The sequence below is a fragment of the Serratia sp. 25CWL12 genome (genome assembly GCF_055790885.1).
This window is the reverse complement of sequence record NZ_CM147698.1, coordinates 2,584,483-2,602,401: the sequence shown is the minus strand read 5'-3', so window position 1 is coordinate 2,602,401 and position 17,919 is coordinate 2,584,483. Positions and strand designations below refer to the sequence as shown.

The 17,919-nt window shown below is 50.6% G+C and carries 13 protein-coding genes; 6 read left to right on the top strand and 7 right to left on the bottom strand.

What is annotated here, in order from left to right; all coding sequences use genetic code 11:
- The first annotated feature begins 426 nt into the window (after positions 1–426).
- A complete protein-coding gene (gene macA, locus ACX9GV_RS11070; RefSeq protein ID WP_473195552.1) occupies positions 427–1,542 on the top strand; it encodes a macrolide transporter subunit MacA in 1,116 nt (371 codons plus the stop codon).
- On the top strand, positions 1,542–3,488 hold the full coding sequence (gene macB, locus ACX9GV_RS11065) for a macrolide ABC transporter ATP-binding protein/permease MacB (RefSeq protein ID WP_473195551.1): 1,947 nt from the start codon (positions 1,542–1,544) through the stop codon (positions 3,486–3,488). Before macA ends, macB begins: the two co-directional genes overlap by 1 nt.
- A 105-nt stretch (positions 3,489–3,593) precedes the next feature.
- Here the strand turns inward: macB and cspD are convergent, their stop codons facing one another.
- Entirely contained in the window at positions 3,594–3,815 is a 222-nt protein-coding gene (cspD, locus tag ACX9GV_RS11060; protein ID WP_023491938.1) for a cold shock-like protein CspD, read from the bottom strand.
- A 408-nt stretch (positions 3,816–4,223) separates the two neighbouring features.
- Here cspD and clpS point away from each other — a divergent pair, with 408 nt between their 5' ends.
- Together clpS and clpA are read left to right on the top strand one after the other, a co-directional pair.
- Positions 4,224–4,544, top strand: coding sequence for an ATP-dependent Clp protease adapter ClpS (gene clpS, locus ACX9GV_RS11055; RefSeq protein ID WP_473195550.1), 321 nt, complete (start codon positions 4,224–4,226; stop codon positions 4,542–4,544).
- A gap of 26 nt (positions 4,545–4,570) precedes the next feature.
- A complete protein-coding gene (gene clpA / locus ACX9GV_RS11050) occupies positions 4,571–6,853 on the top strand; it encodes an ATP-dependent Clp protease ATP-binding subunit ClpA (RefSeq protein ID WP_023491935.1) in 2,283 nt (760 codons plus the stop codon).
- Positions 6,854–7,065: 212 nt separating this feature from the next.
- Here the strand turns inward: clpA and infA are convergent, their stop codons facing one another.
- The 6 genes from infA to ACX9GV_RS11020 form a co-directional block, all read right to left on the bottom strand.
- On the bottom strand, positions 7,066–7,284 hold the full coding sequence (infA, locus tag ACX9GV_RS11045) for a translation initiation factor IF-1 (protein ID WP_002211347.1): 219 nt from the start codon (positions 7,282–7,284) through the stop codon (positions 7,066–7,068).
- 126 nt (positions 7,285–7,410) lie between these two features.
- The gene (gene aat / locus ACX9GV_RS11040) at positions 7,411–8,163 is read right to left on the bottom strand and encodes a leucyl/phenylalanyl-tRNA--protein transferase (protein WP_473195549.1); all 753 of its coding nucleotides are present in this window, start codon (positions 8,161–8,163) and stop codon (positions 7,411–7,413) included.
- A 75-nt stretch (positions 8,164–8,238) separates the two neighbouring features.
- The gene (gene cydC, locus ACX9GV_RS11035; protein WP_473195548.1) at positions 8,239–9,984 is read right to left on the bottom strand and encodes a heme ABC transporter ATP-binding protein/permease CydC; all 1,746 of its coding nucleotides are present in this window, start codon (positions 9,982–9,984) and stop codon (positions 8,239–8,241) included.
- Between the two features lie 2 nt (positions 9,985–9,986).
- Complete coding sequence (gene cydD, locus ACX9GV_RS11030; RefSeq protein WP_473195547.1) at positions 9,987–11,753, bottom strand: heme ABC transporter permease/ATP-binding protein CydD; 1,767 nt, start codon at positions 11,751–11,753, stop codon at positions 9,987–9,989.
- A 324-nt stretch (positions 11,754–12,077) separates the two neighbouring features.
- A complete protein-coding gene (gene trxB, locus ACX9GV_RS11025; RefSeq protein ID WP_473195546.1) occupies positions 12,078–13,055 on the bottom strand; it encodes a thioredoxin-disulfide reductase in 978 nt (325 codons plus the stop codon).
- Positions 13,056–13,128: 73 nt separating this feature from the next.
- Positions 13,129–13,443, bottom strand: coding sequence for a hypothetical protein (locus ACX9GV_RS11020; RefSeq protein ID WP_473195545.1), 315 nt, complete (start codon positions 13,441–13,443; stop codon positions 13,129–13,131).
- A gap of 213 nt (positions 13,444–13,656) precedes the next feature.
- Here ACX9GV_RS11020 and lrp point away from each other — a divergent pair, with 213 nt between their 5' ends.
- Together lrp and ACX9GV_RS11010 are read left to right on the top strand one after the other, a co-directional pair.
- A complete protein-coding gene (gene lrp / locus ACX9GV_RS11015; protein WP_023491928.1) occupies positions 13,657–14,151 on the top strand; it encodes a leucine-responsive transcriptional regulator Lrp in 495 nt (164 codons plus the stop codon).
- A gap of 120 nt (positions 14,152–14,271) precedes the next feature.
- A complete protein-coding gene (locus ACX9GV_RS11010) occupies positions 14,272–17,784 on the top strand; it encodes a DNA translocase FtsK 4TM domain-containing protein (RefSeq protein ID WP_473195544.1) in 3,513 nt (1,170 codons plus the stop codon).
- Positions 17,785–17,919: the final 135 nt, after the last annotated feature.

The following is a 17,919-nucleotide window of genomic DNA, read 5'->3' as shown; positions in this document are numbered from 1 at the left end:
GCCTGCCAGGTTGCAGAGAGCTTGGCGTGATGAGCAGGCCTATGCATGGACTTTGCTCACCGGCCTGCTAACTGCAGACAGGATGGACCGAGGTATGCTTTGCCACTACAGCGTCAGTTGCAGTAGCAAAACGTAGTATAGGGGATAAGGAGAGCGGCAAAAAAGTCAAAAATTATGTTTTTGCCGCTTTGTACCCAACAAATCTCTGTTTGCCCAATATATGCTTGTTTGCTGTTTTAATAACCTTAAAGAGAAGTAACATCCCTTTTAAGAGTAAGTTAATGTTCTGTTTTAAATTTTACACTTCACACATTGGTGGCCTGATAAGTATGGATTAGGCAATTAAAAATCAACAGTGGTAATTTCATCGCGTTACTATATGGTGCATTCAGTCATTGCAGGTCACCTTTGTGGGAATGAGTATTGATGCAGTTAATTGGGCGTAACAAGTATTGGTGGGGGGCAGGGGCCATTCTGGTGCTGCTGGCTATTTTTGGCTATTGGCATTTCTCACATCCTGCGCCAGTGGATTTTAAAACCGTGAAGGTGACGAAGCGCGATTTGCAACAAAGCGTCTTGGCGACAGGACAGCTGGATGCGATGCGCAAGGTGGATGTCGGGGCACAGGTCAGTGGACAGTTGCAGAGCCTAAAGGCTGAAATTGGCGACAAAGTGAAGAAGGGCCAACTGCTGGCCACCATTGATCCACAGCAAGAGCAAAACAGCATTCGTGAAGGTGAAGCAACGTTGCAGCAGTTGCACGCTCAGTTGCAGCAAATGCACGCAGAACTGCAATTGGCGACACTGACCCTGCAACGTAACCAGCAGTTGGTCAAATCCCAGTCGGTGTCACGCCAGGATCTGGATAAGCTCACCACTGAACTGGCAGTGAAAAAGGCGCAAGTTGCAACCACCCAGGCCCAAATAGCTAAAAATCAAGCCAGTCTGGACACTGCCAGAATTAAGTTAGCCTATACGCGCATTGAGGCTCCGATGGACGGCGATGTGGTACAGATCACCACCTTGCAGGGGCAAACGGTGATTGCCGCACAACAGGCACCCAATATCCTGACGCTGGCAGATATGAGCACCATGTTGGTGAAAGCGAAGGTTTCAGAAGCGGATGTGATTCACCTGAAACCCGGCCTGAAAGCTTGGTTTACCATATTAGGCGACCCCGGCAAACGCTTTGAAGGTGTGTTGAAAGATATTCAACCCACACCCGAGAAAATCAATAATGCTATTTTCTACTATGCGCGTTTTGCAGTGCCTAACCCGCAAGGTTTACTTCGTCTGCAAATGACCGCACTGGTTCATATATTACTTGATGAAGTCAGCGATGCCTTGGTGATACCACTCACCGCATTGGGGGAACAAATTGACGAAAACCGCTATTACGTTTCGATATTGCAGCATAACCAAGAAGTGAAACGGGAAGTGACGATCGGCATACGTAATAACCTGGAGGTGCAGATTCTCAGCGGATTGCAAGCAGGCGAGGAGGTGATTGTCAGCCGTGGCGCTGCGGAGGGCAATAACTGATGGCGGTATTGCTAGAGCTGAGTGATATTCGGCGTAGCTATCTTTCTGCGGGGCAATCGGTAGATGTGCTGAAAAGTATCAGTTTACGTATCGACGCGGGGGAGATGGTGGCCATTATGGGGGCTTCTGGTTCAGGCAAATCAACCCTGATGAACATTCTCGGTTGCCTGGATAAACCTTCTGGTGGCACTTACCGTATTGCCGGGAAGGATGTGGCAACACTGGATAGTAATGCACTCGCGGAATTGCGGCGTGAGCATTTCGGTTTTATTTTTCAGCGTTATCATTTACTGCCCTATCTGAGTGCGGCACAGAACGTTGAAGTACCCGCAGTGTACGCTGGGTTGGGTAAGGCTGCGCGCAGTGCCAGATCCATCGCTTTGTTAACGCGCCTAGGTTTGGCGGAGCGCGTTACTTATCGGCCTAACCAACTTTCCGGTGGGCAGCAGCAGCGTGTCAGTATCGCCCGGGCACTGATGAATGGCGGTCAGGTGATCCTGGCTGATGAACCTACCGGGGCACTGGACAGCCACTCCGGGGAAGAGGTGATGCTGGTGCTCAAGCAACTGCGCGAGCAGGGGCACACGGTGATTATTGTTACGCATGATTTGTCTGTCGCCCAACAAGCTGAAAGAATTATTGAGCTCCGTGATGGAGAAATCATTGCTGATTCTGGTTCGCGGCTTCAAGGCAAGCGGCCAGTTAAAACGCTTGAGTTGACCACCTCCGTTGCTTCTTGGCGGCAGATGGCCGGGCGTTGGCGCGAGGCGCTGGTGATGGCGTGGCGCTCTATGGCGACTAACAAGATGCGTAGCGCATTGACCATGTTAGGGATCATCATCGGTATTGCATCGGTAGCCTCAATCAAGGTGATTGGTGATGCGGCTCAACAGCAGGTGCTGGCAGATATCAAATCTATTGGTACTAATACGGTGGAGCTTTATCCCGGCAAGGATTTTGGTGATGATGACCCTATCTATCGGCAAGCATTGAAATATGACGACCTTGAGGCACTGCGTGAACAGCCTTACGTCCGTGCACTTTCACCCAATATTAGCAGTAGCATGCGCGTGCGTTTTGGCAAGACAGACGTGGCAGCCAATGTTGCTGGCGTCAGTGAGCAGTATTTCCGGGTTTACGGGATGGCTTTTTCTCAAGGCTCAGGTATAGATGCCGTACAAGTGCAATCGCAAGCGCAGGTGGTGGTGATTGACGCCAATACGCAACGCCGCTTGTTTCCCTATCAAGAGAATGTGGTGGGTGAGGTGATTTTGGTGGGCAATATGCCTGCGACGGTGATTGGTGTCGCGCAGGAAAAGCAGTCAATGTTTGGTGGTAGCAGCTCGCTGAGAGTGTGGCTTCCCTATACCACCATGAGCAATCGGATCATGGGCAACAACTATTTTGATTCGATTACGGTGCGTATTCGCGATGGCTATAATAGCCAAGAGGCGGAGCAGCAGCTTACGCGACTGCTGACATTGCGCCATGGCAAGAAAGATTTCTTTACTGATAACATGGACAGCCTGGTACAAGCGGTGGAGAAAACCACCTATACGATGCAATTATTCCTTACCCTGGTGGCGGTGATCTCACTGGTGGTTGGCGGGATTGGTGTGATGAATATCATGTTGGTTTCGGTAACAGAACGCACCCGTGAAATTGGCATCCGTATGGCGGTAGGGGCGCGTTCTGGTGACATCATGCAGCAGTTTTTAATCGAAGCGGTATTGGTGTGCCTGATCGGGGGTGGAGTGGGGATGTTGTTGTCGTTCTCTATCTGCTTGCTGGCACAAGGGTTGCTACCCGGCTGGCAGTTCAGCTTTTCAATGGCGGCTCTGCTGAGCGCTTTTTTCTGCTCTACAGCGATTGGCGTGATATTCGGTTATTTACCTGCACAGCGAGCAGCCAAACTGAACCCGATTGATGCGCTGGCGCGTGAGTAAACGAGACCTACGTTCATTAAGTAAAATGCCAGCCGAATGACCGCTGGCATTTGCATTTAGTTTGACAGTTTAGTTTGACAGTGCAGGGTGGGGCTGGTGGCGCAATCAGGCCAATGCCTCGTTTTCCACAGGCATAATAACGCTGGCATGATTCCCTTTCGGCCCTTGATGCACATCGAATCTGACTTGTTGACCTGCTTTCAACGTTCGATAACCATCCATTTTGATCGTTGAATAATGAGCAAAAATATCTTCACCACCGCTTTCAGGGCAGATGAAACCGAACCCTTTGGTGTTGTTGAACCATTTAACCGTACCGGTTTCCATGCTTTTACATCCCTCGCAACATAATTATTTTTCAGATGAGATGAATAACTGATTCAGGTGAGTGTTATTTGGTCAAAAGAGCAGCAACTCACGAATTTACACTCTAGAGCAAATGGTCGTCACGTCAAGATATCGGCTTTGACAGCAGGCAGTGGTTTACTAAAATTTGATCTGGTTAACATTGCCGACATCATTTAGTAACAAATAAGTTGCGAAATAATTCGGTAGGTGATGCAGCAGCTTCAGTATGATGATGATAAAATAGAAGTATCAAGGGATACTACTTTGAACAACCTTAAGATGTCTCCATATAGACTCAAGTTCGTGTCAATTGCTGTCACCAGGCCATGGAAGCCTCAGGCAGCCAAACGAGGAGGAACGATGGAGCACCAGAGAAGATGATCAGCAATGGGCAATAGTAATGGTTGGCTGGATCTTGAACATTTAGCCGAACAAAAACAGATTGATGCGGTAAAGCCGCCATCAATGTATAAAGTGATACTTAACAACGACGATTACACGCCGATGGAATTTGTGATTGACGTTCTGCGAAAGTTCTTTTCTTATGATACTGAACGTGCAACACAATTGATGCTCACGGTTCACTATCATGGCAAAGCTATCTGCGGTGTTTTTACCGCTGAAGTGGCGGAGACCAAAGTGGCTCAGGTGAACCGTTATGCAAGGGAGAATGAGTTTCCGTTGCTTTGTACGAAAGAAAAAGCCTGAACAGGCGATCTATTGGGGAGGTGCTTATGCTCAATCAAGAACTGGAACTCAGTCTCAACATGGCTTTCGCCAGAGCGCGTGAGCACAGACATGAGTTTATGACCGTGGAGCACCTGTTGCTGGCGTTACTCAGCAACCCTGCCGCGCGAGAAGCCCTTGAGGCTTGTACGGTGGATCTGGCGGCATTACGTCAGGAACTGGAAGCCTTTATTGAACAGACCACGCCAACGTTGCCTGCTAACGAAGAGGAGCGTGATACACAGCCAACACTCAGCTTCCAGCGCGTATTGCAGCGTGCCGTATTCCATGTGCAATCTTCTGGCCGTAGTGAAGTCACTGGCGCTAATGTCCTGGTGGCTATTTTCAGCGAACAGGAATCTCAGGCCGCTTACCTGTTGCGTAAACATGATGTCAGCCGCTTGGATGTGGTGAACTTCATTTCACATGGTATGCGTAAAGATCAGCCCGACCAGGCGCCGAATGAAGAGAATTCGGCCAGTAATGAAGATCAGTCAGGGGGGGAAGACCGTATGGAAAACTTCACCACTAACCTGAATCAACTGGCTCGTGTCGGTGGCATCGACCCACTGATTGGCCGAGACAGTGAGCTGGAGCGGACGATTCAAGTCCTGTGTCGTCGCCGTAAAAACAACCCACTCTTGGTGGGGGAGTCGGGGGTGGGCAAAACCGCGATTGCCGAAGGGTTGGCCTGGCGGATTGTTCAGGGCGATGTGCCAGAGGTGATGGCAGAATGCACACTTTACTCGTTAGATATCGGTTCACTACTGGCGGGTACCAAATACCGTGGCGACTTTGAAAAGCGTTTCAAAGCGCTGCTGAAACAGCTTGAACAGGATAAAAAAAGTATCCTGTTTATTGATGAGATACATACCATCATCGGTGCTGGTGCGGCATCTGGCGGGCAGGTGGATGCCGCCAACCTGATTAAGCCATTACTTTCCAGTGGCAAGATCCGGGTGATTGGCTCCACCACCTATCAGGAGTTCAGCAGTATTTTCGAAAAAGATCGCGCGTTGGCGCGTCGCTTCCAGAAAATAGATATTACTGAGCCGACGCCAGAACAGACAATTCAGATCATCAATGGCCTGAAAAGTAAATATGAAGCGCACCATGATGTGCGTTACACGGCGAAAGCGGTCCGCGCAGCGGTTGAGCTGTCAGTGAAATATATCAATGATCGTCATCTGCCTGATAAAGCGATCGACGTCATTGACGAAGCCGGGGCTCGTAGCCGCTTACTGCCGGCCAATAAACGCAAGAAGACCGTTAATGTGTCAGATATCGAGTCTGTGGTTGCGCGCATTGCTCGTATCCCAGAGAAAACAGTTTCAGCCAGTGATCGAGACGTATTGAGAAACTTGAGCGATCGCCTGAAAATGTTGGTATTTGGTCAGGATCCTGCCATTGAAGCGCTGAGCGAAGCCATTAAAATGAGTCGTGCCGGTTTGGGGCAGGATCATAAACCCGTAGGGTCTTTCCTTTTCGCAGGGCCAACCGGCGTCGGGAAAACTGAGGTGACGGTACAACTGGCCAAGGCACTGGATATTGAATTACTGAGGTTTGATATGTCCGAATATATGGAACGTCATACCGTCAGTCGTTTGATCGGTGCGCCTCCGGGTTATGTCGGTTACGACCAAGGGGGGTTGTTGACGGATGCGGTGATCAAGCATCCCCATGCGGTGGTGTTACTCGATGAAATTGAGAAAGCACACCCGGATGTGTTCAACTTGCTATTGCAGGTGATGGATAACGGCACGCTGACTGACAACAATGGCCGTAAAGCGGATTTCCGTAATATTATTCTGGTGATGACCACTAACGCCGGTGTGCGTGAAACAGAACGTAAATCTATTGGTTTGATCGCCCAGGACAACAGCATTGATGCTATGGAAGAGATCAAGAAAGTGTTTACGCCAGAATTCCGTAACCGTCTGGATAACATTATCTGGTTCAACCATTTGTCTACCGCGGTGATCCAGCAGGTGGTCGACAAGTTTATCGTCGAACTACAAGCGCAATTGGATGCCAAGGGGGTATCGCTGGAAGTGAGTGCCGAAGCCCGTGACTGGCTGTCAGTGAAAGGCTATGATCGTGCGATGGGGGCTCGTCCAATGGCGCGTGTCATGCAGGAAAGCCTGAAGAAACCGTTGGCCAATGAATTGCTGTTTGGTTCCTTGGTTGATGGTGGTTCGGTGAAAGTCGAACTGGATAAAGAGAATAACAAGCTCACTTACGGCTTCCTCAGTGCTCAGAAGCGTAAAGCGGATGAAAGTGCCATGCACTAAGTGATAGGTAGGCATAAAACACAAAAAAGCGATGTTTAGACATCGCTTTTTTTACGTCTGAATTTAATCAGTGCTGGGAATGGAAAAGCCCCCTCTCAGTTTACCCGCACCAAGAGAACTTGATACTGAACCTTGCTGCTTAGGTAAACAGAATTATCGCTAAGAGGGATCACATCCTCGCAATCACCACTGGCAGGTGATGGATGAACCGATTAACGGCTACGGAAGACAATGCGGCCTTTGCTCAGGTCGTACGGGGTCAGCTCTACAGTGACTTTGTCACCCGTCAGGATGCGGATATAGTTTTTACGCATTTTACCGGAGATATGAGCGGTTACCACGTGCCCGTTTTCCAATTCAACGCGGAACATGGTGTTTGGCAGCGTATCAAGAACGGTGCCTTGCATTTCAATATTGTCTTCTTTGGCCATTGAGTCCTCTAGGTGTTACTACCTTAGTTTTTAACCGGCAAGATAATGCCGAAAAACCTACATTATGTAAAGAAATGCCGCTGAATAATGCAGCGTTTCCGTAAAATTAGTGATTGAAAGAGGTCATTAACCTACTGTGAGGCCATATTCATCACCATTTGATTTAAGGAGGTGCTTACATAAATCAGGGTTGATATCTTGTGGCAACCAACATTCTGGCGCTAAAACCCGGCGCTGAAGTATAGCAAGTTGCTGCAAAAAATGGTTGCGCGGGATTTCTTTCGCTCCAAGCCCGGCAGTGTGAGGGTTAAGTACCTGGCAGTCAATCAATTCTCCACCATATGCCACAAAATGGCGGCAAAAAGCCAATAAGGCACATTTTGATGCATTGGTCACCAGGCTAAACATCGACTCGCCACAAAACAGTGCCCCTTGTGCGACACCATACAACCCCCCAACCAATTTATCGCCTAACCACACTTCAATTGAGTGTGCGTAGCCCATTTGATGCAGTTGCAAATAAGCCTGCTGGACTTCATCACCTATCCAGGTACCTTCATCAGGACGTTGCGCACAGGCGGTGATGACCTGAGCAAAAGCCTGATTAAGCGTGATACGGAACGGATTACTGCGCAGAAAACGCTTAAAACTGCGGCTAAGATGGTATTCCGTGGGAAACAGCACTGCCCGAGGGTCTGGTGACCACCAGAGAATCGGCTCCCCTGGCGAGTACCAGGGGAAGATGCCCTGCTGGTAGGCGGCGATCAACCGAGGCGGTGCCAGGTCACCACCAATAGCTAGCAGGCCATTAGGGTCACGCAGTGCGTGCTCCGGGGATGGAAACAGTATGGATTGCGGTGACAGAGTAAAAAGTTGCATAAATCTCGGTTTATTCAAGTAACAGCGAGGTTGCTGAGTGTCATTAAGGACAGATCCAGTCAGTATCAGGCCGTATCAAAGGGGCAGATTCCCCAGCCGCTGTTGAAATTGTGCATAGCGCCCCTGCTGGCTCATTAGCTCAACATGATTTCCTTGCTCGACGATTTGTCCACCATCCATCACACAAATACGGTCGAAATACTCCAATCCAGAGAGACGGTGGGTAATCAAAATCAAGGTTTTGCCAGCACAATGCTGGCGTAACAGAGCCAGGATTTGTTGCTCGGTCTCGGCATCTAACCCCTCGGTAGGTTCATCGAGTAGCAATAACGGGGCTTGATGCAGTAACGCGCGGGCAAGCCCTAAACGGCGTTGTTCACCTCCAGAGAGTTGGCGCCCCCCGTCACCCAGCCAGGCATTCAACCCTTCGTTAGCCAGTAGCTTACCCAGCCCGACCTGTTGCAGCATATCACTCAGAACCTCATCGCTGGCATCAGGGGCGGCAATGCGCAGATTGTCACGCAATGTGCTGCTGAAAATATGAACTCGCTGGCTAACCACGCTGGTCATGGCACGCAGGGTGGGCTCATCATAAGCGCTCAGCGGTTGACCATTGAGTTGGATCTGTCCACTGTCTGGATCCCAGGCACGGGTAAGGAGTTGCAACAAGGTAGATTTGCCGCAGCCCGTGCGCCCCAGCAAGGCAATTTGTTCGCCCGCAGCCACATTCAAGGTCACTTTGTTCAACACGGCTATCGGTTGATTGGGATAGGTAAAGGTGATTTCACTCAGTTGCAGTGAGGCTTGGGTTTGCCGCTCTGGCCCCGATACCGACTGCGTTGGAAAGGTGACTTCAGGTTGTTGATCGATGAGCTGCTTGACCCGAGTGGCTGAGGCGATCACTTGGCCCAGGTGTTGGAACGCGCCAGCTACAGGGAGCATGGCTTCAAAAGAGGCCAAGGCAGCAAAAACAAACAGGGCAATGAGTGCACCGGGCTGAGTATTGTTGCCAATACCTGCAGCGGCAAGCCACAACAACAAGGTGACAGTCAGACCACTGGCCAGGATCATTAATGCTTGTGAGAGCCCCCCTAGAGAGACTTGCTGCCATTGGCGCCGCTGCCAACGCTGTTCAGTGTCATTGAGTTGCTGGCGGAAATTTTCGAGTGCGCCAAAGACCACCAGTTCTGCTTGCCCTTGTAACCAGGCAGTAAGGCCGGTGCGGTATTGACTGCGCAATTGGGTCAGTTCTGCCCCGATGGGCTGCCCCGCGCGATAAAAGACCGGGGGGATGATCAGCAACAGGAACAGCAAAATTGCGCCCAGGGTGAACGCCAGTTGACCATCGATGAAACTTAGGCCAACGGTGACCACTAAAATCACCACGGCGGCGCTGACCAGCGGGGAAATCACACGCAGATAGAGGTGATCGAGCGTATCGACGTCCGCGACCAATCGATTTAGCAATTCGGCCTGACGAAAACGGGCAATCCCCCCTGGGGAGAGTGGTAGAATTTTTTTAAAGCTGAATACGCGAAGCTGCGATAGAACGCGGAATGTCGCATCATGGCTCACTACCCGTTCAGCATAACGCCCGGCAGTGCGGAAAATGGCTGCACCACGCACACCGGCTGCAGGTAGCATGTAATTGAAATTAGACAACCCCGCCAGGCCCGCCAGTGAGGAAGCGGCTAGAAACCAGCCAGATAGCGATAACAAGCCGATGCTGGCCAGTAATGTGACTATTGCCAGGACTATGCCTAGCATAATCATCCCTAAGTGGCGGCGATATAACGCCAGGAATGGTAATAAAACGCGCATGATTATAGCTCCCTGCGACGGTGGGCTATCAGGTTGGCAAACAGACCGGGTTGCGTACTGAGTGTGGCGTAATTGCCTTGCTGGACAATTTTACCGCTATCCATCACCCAAATCTGATCGTAATTTACCGTCTCTTCCAACTGGTGTGTGACCAACACCGTAGTCTGCTGATGGGAGGCAACACTCAATGCCTGCATCACTAAACGCTCGCTGTGGGCATCCAGGCTAGCGGCTGGCTCATCCAACAATAACAAGCTGCGTGGGCTTAGCAGCGCTCGCGCCACGGCCACGCGCTGAGCCTGCCCCACAGAGAGGCGAGCTGCACTATCGCCCAGTTCTGTTTCCAACCCATCTGGCAACTGTGGCAGAAATTCACTGATGTAGGCCTGATCAATGGCTTGTTGTAGTTGACGTTCATCGGCTTGTGGGTTGCCGAGTAGAATATTATCGCGCAGTGTTGCTGCTGGCAGGTGGGGGTTCTGCCCAACCCAACCTAATTGCTGACGCCAACTTTCCGCTGACAATTCACGGAATTCAATGCCATTGACCTGTAATGAACCTCGATAGGGAAGAAAACCGAGCAACAGATTCAACAGTGAACTTTTCCCGGCACCACTGAGGCCAACCAAGGCGATGCGTTGGTTGCCAGGCAAAGTAAAGTTAAGTGGCCCGGCAAGTAACACCCCATTGGGGGTGAGAATTTCCAAATTCTGTGCTTGCAAGGTCAGTGGGGTGCGGTTGTCCACGCGTTGCGTGCCATTACCCATCGATTCCCCTTCGGCAGCAAGAAAACTTTCCAGCGCTTCCGCCGCGCCCACTGCCTGAGCCTTGGCATGGTAAAAGGCACCCAGATCACGCAACGGCTGGAAAAACTCGGGTGCCAGGATCAGCACCAGAAAACCAGCAAACAGCGTGACACTTGTCCCATAGTTGCCAAAATTCAACTCACCCAGGTAAGAGAAGCCAAAATAGACGGCTACCACGGCGATAGAGACAGAGGCGAAGAACTCCAACACCGCCGAGGAGAGAAACGCCATGCGCAGGACTTCCATGGTGCGCTGACGAAAATCTTCCGAAGCACGGGCAATGTGAGCGGTTTCTGCCTGACCACGGTTGAACAGGCGCAAGGTATCGAGCCCACGCAGACGATCAAGAAAATTGCCACTCAGGCGTGCCAGGGCAACAAAGTTACGGCGGTTGGCATCTGCCGCACCCATACCGACCAACGCCATAAACAGCGGGATGAGCGGGGCGGTTACCAATAGGATAAGACCGGCTGCCCAGTTAATTGGGAAGACGGTGATCAGGATCAGCACCGGGATAAGCACGGCTAAATACATTTGCGGCAGGTAACGCGCATAGTAATCCTGCATATCTTCGATTTGTTCAATAATGATGCTGGCCCAACTGCCTGCCGGTTTGCCCTGTATCCAGGCTGGACCGAGCTGTTGCAGTTTATCTAACACCTGAGCGCGCATCCGTTGGCGTATTACCTGCCCACAAATGAAACCAACCCGTTCACGTAACCCACTGAGCACGGCACGCAGTGCAAAAGTCGCCGCCAACCAGATAAATGATGAAACAAGTTCACTCCGTGGCTGATGGATAATTATCAGAGCATGGAGTAAGGATGCTAACAGCCAGGCTTGTGCGACGATTAAAATACCGTTTGCCAAGCCGAGCAGCATAGAAATACGCAACCAACGCCGTGCCAAAGTACTCTGGGTCTTGAGCCAACGGGTCAACTGCTGCTGTCTGGTTTTTTTCATCGGAAAAGTCTGTGCCGCCAATGCCCGTAGCAACAGGCTAGGTTAACGTACTGTTGAAATGTTCGCTTAAGTCACAAGCAAGACAAATAAACGCCATGGTTTGAACACTATTGTTTGGATGCCATTATTTTAACACCAATGGATTGAACACTATGGTTTGAACGCTCAGGTTACTTTGCTACTCAGCCGTCAGCAAAATAGCACAGCCGCTACGCAAACTGGCGGAATAATGGCTAAGCGGCTGCTATTCCCGGGTTGATAAACCTCATCCTTGAGGTCACCTGCGGGCTAACCACCACGCAGTATGCCATCGTTATAACATGCTTACTGACCTGTTTGTTGCGTCGCAAGGCTGTCAAGATAGCGTTCGGCATCCAGTGCGGCCATACAGCCAGTCCCAGCAGAGGTAATTGCCTGACGATAGATGTGATCCATAACATCACCAGCGGCAAATATCCCGGGAATAGAGGTTTGTGTTGCGTTGCCGTGAATACCGGATTGCACTTTGATATAACCATTTTCCAGCTCAAGCTGGTCACCAAAGATGGCCGTATTTGGGCTATGGCCAATCGCGATAAACACACCTGCCACCGCCAGTTCTTCGGTTTTATCCTCAGCTTGAGTACTGCGCAGGCGAACACCTGTCACCCCCATCTGATCACCCAGCACTTCATCCAATGTGCTGTTGGTGTGTAGAATAATGTTGCCGTTCTTTACTTTTTCCATCAGGCGATTGATGAGGATCTTTTCACTGCGGAAACTGTCACGACGATGGATCAGGTGCACCTCTGCAGCAATGTTAGACAGGTAGAGTGCCTCTTCTACGGCAGTATTGCCACCGCCAACTACCGCGACTTTCTGGTTACGATAGAAAAAACCATCACAGGTCGCACAGGCGGAAACGCCTTTCCCCTTGAACTGCTGCTCTGACGGTAGCCCTAAATAACGTGCTGATGCGCCGGTGGCGATAATCAGGGCATCGCAGGTGTACTCATTATCGTCGTCACCAAATAGGCGAAAAGGCGCTTTTTGCAATTCGACACGGGTGATATGGTCGAAAATAATGTTGGTATCGAACTTTGCCGCATGTTCACGCATACGTTCCATTAGGGCTGGGCCGGTCAGCCCTTCAGCATCCCCCGGCCAATTCTCCACTTCGGTGGTGGTGGTCAATTGGCCACCTTGCTCCATACCGGTGATCAACACGGGGTTCAGGTTGGCGCGTGCGGCATAAACTGCGGCGGTATAGCCCGCAGGGCCGGAGCCTAGGATCAATAACTTGCTGTGTTTAGCGTTGCCCATTTCAATAACCTCTTTTTGCACAATGGCAGATAATGATGCTGATTGTAGGGAAAATGCCCGCGTAAAAAAAGTGTTAAGGCGCGTTGTTAATGATTTGTTGAATGGCAAAAAATGAGTCGGTATCTTTGATGCGAAATGAATCGGGCAAAATAGCGACGGATTGCAGAATAGGGCTATCCACGTGGCTTTTCCGCTTCTGTTGGGGATGAATTTCCATCAGGCAAGTGGCACGTTCTACTGATTTTAGTTCTTTTACTTTGACAATCGGCTGTGCATTTGCGAAAACATCAGAGGAAGGAGAAATTTTTTCCGGACTGACAGCGAATTTTAGTATTAACATCCAGACTGATTCAAATTGCAGCCAGGTGGCAGACGGGTAAATCCGCATCAGCGTCGCTTATTATTGCCTTAGGGTGACTAAGTATAGCCAAACCCCCGCTGTTTGAATGAGAATGGGTATCAAGAACGAACTCTCCTGATTAACCAAGGAGGGGGACGCTTACCACTGGCATCGAGTCTTCGCTTGGAACAAACCCTGCCTTGGTACATTGTTTTGGCTTAGGGTGTAAGTGCAGGGAAGAACATAAGAGAGACAACAATAATGGCAGAGAATAAAAAACGACCAGGTAAAGACCTGGACCGCATCGACCGCAACATTCTTAATGAGCTACAAAAAGATGGGCGGATTTCTAACGTCGAGCTTTCGAAACGTGTCGGTTTATCCCCAACACCTTGTTTAGAGCGTGTGCGCCGTCTTGAGCGTCAGGGCTTTATCAATGGTTATACCGCATTGCTTAACCCCCATTATCTGGATGCTTCCTTACTGGTTTTCGTGGAAATCACCTTGAACCGAGGTGCGCCAGATGTGTTTGAACAGTTCAATGCTGCGGTGCAGAAATTGGAAGAGATCCAGGAGTGTCACTTGGTTTCAGGTGATTTCGACTATCTGTTGAAAACCCGTGTACCGGATATGTCAGCATACCGTCGGTTGCTGGGTGAAACGCTATTGCGTTTACCAGGGGTTAATGACACCCGCACTTATGTGGTTATGGAAGAAGTTAAGCAAACCAATCGTCTGGTTATCAAAACACGGTAACACGCAGGTGCAAAACCTGATTAAATTCGCTATACTCCTGTTTATTCATACAGTTTTAGCGCCGAGAAAACTTCTCGGCGTTGTTACGCTGTCAGCTAACAGGAACCTGGAGAGCCTTTCTTGAGCCAGGAATACACAGAAGATAAAGACGTTACTCTAAAAAAACTCAGCAGTGGGCGGCGTTTGCTCGAAGCTATGCTGCTGGTGGTGGCTGTTTGCGCCATCTACCTGATGGTTGCCCTGCTCAGTTTCAATCCATCTGATCCTAGTTGGTCACAAACCGCATGGCATGAGCCTATCCACAATTTGGGGGGCAGTGTTGGTGCCTGGTTGGCCGATACCTTGTTCTTCACTTTTGGCGTACTTGCCTACGCGATCCCCCCGATCATGCTGATTCTTTGCTGGGTGAGTTATCGCCAAACTGAGGATGGCGATTATATTGACTATTTTGCGTTGGCATTGCGCCTGATCGGCACTTTAGCGCTGGTACTGACCTCTTGTGGTCTGGCGGCACTGAATGTTGATGACCTCTATTATTTTGCTTCCGGCGGGGTAATTGGCAGCTTACTGAGTAATGCCATGTTGCCTTGGTTCAATGGCATTGGTGCAACGTTGGCGTTACTTTGTGTTTGGGCTGCGGGTTTAACCTTGTTCACCGGTTGGTCATGGCTGACGATTGCTGAGAAAATCGGCTGGGTAGTGTTGAGTGCTGCCACCTTTATGACCAATCGTTCCCGTCGTGAAGAACATTACCACGATGATGATCTTGAGCTAGATGAAGATATTGAACCCCGCAATGGTATTGAATACCGCGATGGTAATGATGTCCGCGTGTTTGAAGATCGGCCTGAGCTAACGACTCAGGAGCCTATGACCGCGGTCTCTGCTGATGCAATTGCTGATGATGGCGATGTGCTGTTTTCTGCTCCTTCCGTGGCGGAAATGGCCCAAGAAGTAGCAGAAGAAGTAGCGGAGGATGTTGCTGACCCCTTATTGAGTGGCTTACGAGCCAGCAGCGATGACTATCCGACTGCTGAGTTCGAACCTGCGGGTATGCTGCGCTCTACCCTGCCTGACGCCGCGATACCACCAGCAGGTATCATGGCGCCTGAAGCGTCTGCCGCAGACAATTCTCTGCCCCTAGGGCTGGCTGCAGAGGCTGATGTGCCGCCGTTGTATTCATTCGAAATCCCTACCGATAAGGCTGTTGAGTCTAATACAAGCCATTCGGCAACCTCTTATCTGGAAATAGAAAACGATCCCCGGATGGGTAACTGGCAGATAACGGATACGGCACAAGCAGAACTTTCACCACTTGATTTTACTGCAGCTCAACGTGATAGCGATGGTGTGCTTGACCCGGCTGGCAGTGCGGCGTTGGGGGCGGTGAATAACCTGTTTACACCCGCATTCACCGCAACTAATGACGCCAGTTCGCAGATTAAGCAGGGTATTGGCCCTGAACTGCCCCGGCCAAATCGGGTACGGATCCCAACCCGGCGTGAGTTGGCTTCTTATGGTATCAAACTGCCTTCTCAGCGCATGGCTGAGCAACAGCAACAACAGCAACAAAAGCAACAACAGCAACAACAGCAACAAGCACAGCGTGTGGACGACTTTTTGCAGCAGCAACCCCAGGATGATGCTCAGCAGGAAGCCTTATTAGGTCAGGCTTTTGCCGAGCAGCAGAGCCAACGCTATGGCGAAGGGTATCAGCCAGACCAACAAGCGGATGAAGAGGCACAGAACCAGGCTGCACTAGCCCAGGCATTTGCTGCACAACAGCAGGCTCGCTATGGTGAAGAGTACCGGGAATCTGAACCTGTAGAGCTTTCTCCACCTGCTTCTTTCTCTCAACGCGGTTTTGGCATTACGCCAACCACCGATCAGTTTGATGATGGCCCAAAAGAACCGTTATTCAACTTATCGCCTCAGCTTGAAGATCGTATTGAGCTGCAAAGCGAGCAAGAAGATGATGTGCCTTTTGGTCAATATGAATCTGCAGTGCCAGCCTATTCGAGCACACCGGTTTCAGCGCCGCGAGTGCCAGCACCGCAACCTCAATCACCACAAACAGAAGTTGCACCGGCGATGGATAGCTTGATCCATCCATTCCTGATGCGCAATGATCTGCCACTGCAGAAGCCAACAACGCCATTGCCGACATTAGATCTGCTGACGGAAGCGCCAAAAGATATTGAGCCGGTAGATACTTTTGTCTTAGAGCAAAAGGCGCGCTTGGTAGAAGCTAGCCTGGCGGATTATCGGGTAAAAGCGGATGTTGTCGACATTCTGCCTGGCCCAGTTATTACGCGTTTTGAGCTGGATTTGGCACCAGGTGTTAAAGCGGCGCGTATTTCAAGCCTGTCGCGCGATCTGGCTCGCTCCTTGTCTGCACCGGCAGTTCGTGTGGTAGAGGTTATTCCTGGTAAACCTTATGTCGGGCTGGAATTGCCAAATGCCAAACGCCAGACGGTTTATCTGCGAGAAGTGCTTGATTGCCCGGCTTTCCGTGATAATCCTTCACCGTTGGCGATTGTGCTGGGTAAAGATATTGCTGGTCAGCCAGTGGTGGCTGATCTGGCTAAAATGCCCCATTTGTTAGTCGCAGGTACCACCGGGTCCGGTAAGTCGGTAGGGGTCAATGCTATGATCCTGAGCATCTTGTATAAGGCCACACCGAAAGAGGTGCGCTTTATTATGATCGACCCGAAAATGCTTGAACTGTCGGTTTACGAAGGGATTCCGCATCTCCTTACTGATGTGGTTACCGATATGAAAGATGCCGCCAATGCATTGCGCTGGTGTGTCGCCGAGATGGAGCGCCGCTATAAGCTGATGTCCGCATTGGGGGTGCGTAACCTGGCGGGCTATAACGAACGGGTCGATCAGGCGGAAGCAATGGGGCGGCCAATCCCGGATCCATTCTGGAAACCGAGTGACAGCATGGAAGTGAGTATGCCGATGCTGGAAAAAGAGCCCTATATCGTGGTGATGGTAGATGAGTTCGCTGATCTGATCATGACCGTGGGGAAAAAGGTGGAAGAGTTAATCGCTCGCTTGGCACAGAAAGCCCGTGCTGCCGGGATCCACTTAGTGTTGGCAACGCAACGGCCATCGGTTGATGTGATTACCGGGTTGATCAAGGCCAATATCCCGACGCGTATCGCGTTTACGGTGTCCAGCAAAATTGACTCACGCACTATCCTCGATCAAGGTGGAGCGGAATCATTGCTGGGTATGGGGGATATGCTGTACCTAGCACCAAGTTCATCAATTCCGGTGCGTGTTCATGGTGCTTTTGTCCGCGACCAAGAGGTTCATGCGGTGGTCAAAGATTGGAAAGCGCGTGAGCGTCCTCAATATAAAGAGGGCATTCTCAACGAAGCTGACGATGGTGATGGCACTGCGGGTAGTGGTCAAAGCGATGAAGAACTCGATCCGTTGTTCGACCAGGCGGTGGAGTTTGTGATCGATAAACGCCGTGCGTCGATCTCCGGAGTACAACGCCAGTTCCGTATCGGTTATAACCGTGCCGCGCGCATAATTGAACAGATGGAAGCCCAGGGGATTGTCAGTGAACAAGGGCATAACGGTAACCGTGAGGTACTTGCCCCTCCGCGCCATGAGTAATTAGCCACTGATACCGAAGGGGACCAAGTGACAGGTTTTCGCACTATCCGCTTTGGGCAGCATTACAGCTAAAAAGAGTTTCAAAGGCCGCTTTTGCGGCCTTTTTCTATCTGCCGGTCATTCAACTAACCTGAA

What these genes read in the sequence shown, in the direction of transcription:
- macA (WP_473195552.1), top strand. Translation starts at nt 427, where the DNA reads ATGCAGTTAATTGGGCGTAACAAGTATTGGTGGGGGGCAGGGGCCATT.
- macB (WP_473195551.1), top strand. Translation starts at nt 1,542, where the DNA reads ATGGCGGTATTGCTAGAGCTGAGTGATATTCGGCGTAGCTATCTTTCT.
- cspD (WP_023491938.1), bottom strand. Translation starts at nt 3,815, where the DNA reads ATGGAAACCGGTACGGTTAAATGGTTCAACAACACCAAAGGGTTCGGT.
- clpS (WP_473195550.1), top strand. Translation starts at nt 4,224, where the DNA reads ATGGGCAATAGTAATGGTTGGCTGGATCTTGAACATTTAGCCGAACAA.
- clpA (WP_023491935.1), top strand. Translation starts at nt 4,571, where the DNA reads ATGCTCAATCAAGAACTGGAACTCAGTCTCAACATGGCTTTCGCCAGA.
- infA (WP_002211347.1), bottom strand. Translation starts at nt 7,284, where the DNA reads ATGGCCAAAGAAGACAATATTGAAATGCAAGGCACCGTTCTTGATACG.
- aat (WP_473195549.1), bottom strand. Translation starts at nt 8,163, where the DNA reads ATGCAACTTTTTACTCTGTCACCGCAATCCATACTGTTTCCATCCCCG.
- cydC (WP_473195548.1), bottom strand. Translation starts at nt 9,984, where the DNA reads ATGCGCGTTTTATTACCATTCCTGGCGTTATATCGCCGCCACTTAGGG.
- cydD (WP_473195547.1), bottom strand. Translation starts at nt 11,753, where the DNA reads ATGAAAAAAACCAGACAGCAGCAGTTGACCCGTTGGCTCAAGACCCAG.
- trxB (WP_473195546.1), bottom strand. Translation starts at nt 13,055, where the DNA reads ATGGGCAACGCTAAACACAGCAAGTTATTGATCCTAGGCTCCGGCCCT.
- ACX9GV_RS11020 (WP_473195545.1), bottom strand. Translation starts at nt 13,443, where the DNA reads ATGCGGATTTACCCGTCTGCCACCTGGCTGCAATTTGAATCAGTCTGG.
- lrp (WP_023491928.1), top strand. Translation starts at nt 13,657, where the DNA reads ATGGCAGAGAATAAAAAACGACCAGGTAAAGACCTGGACCGCATCGAC.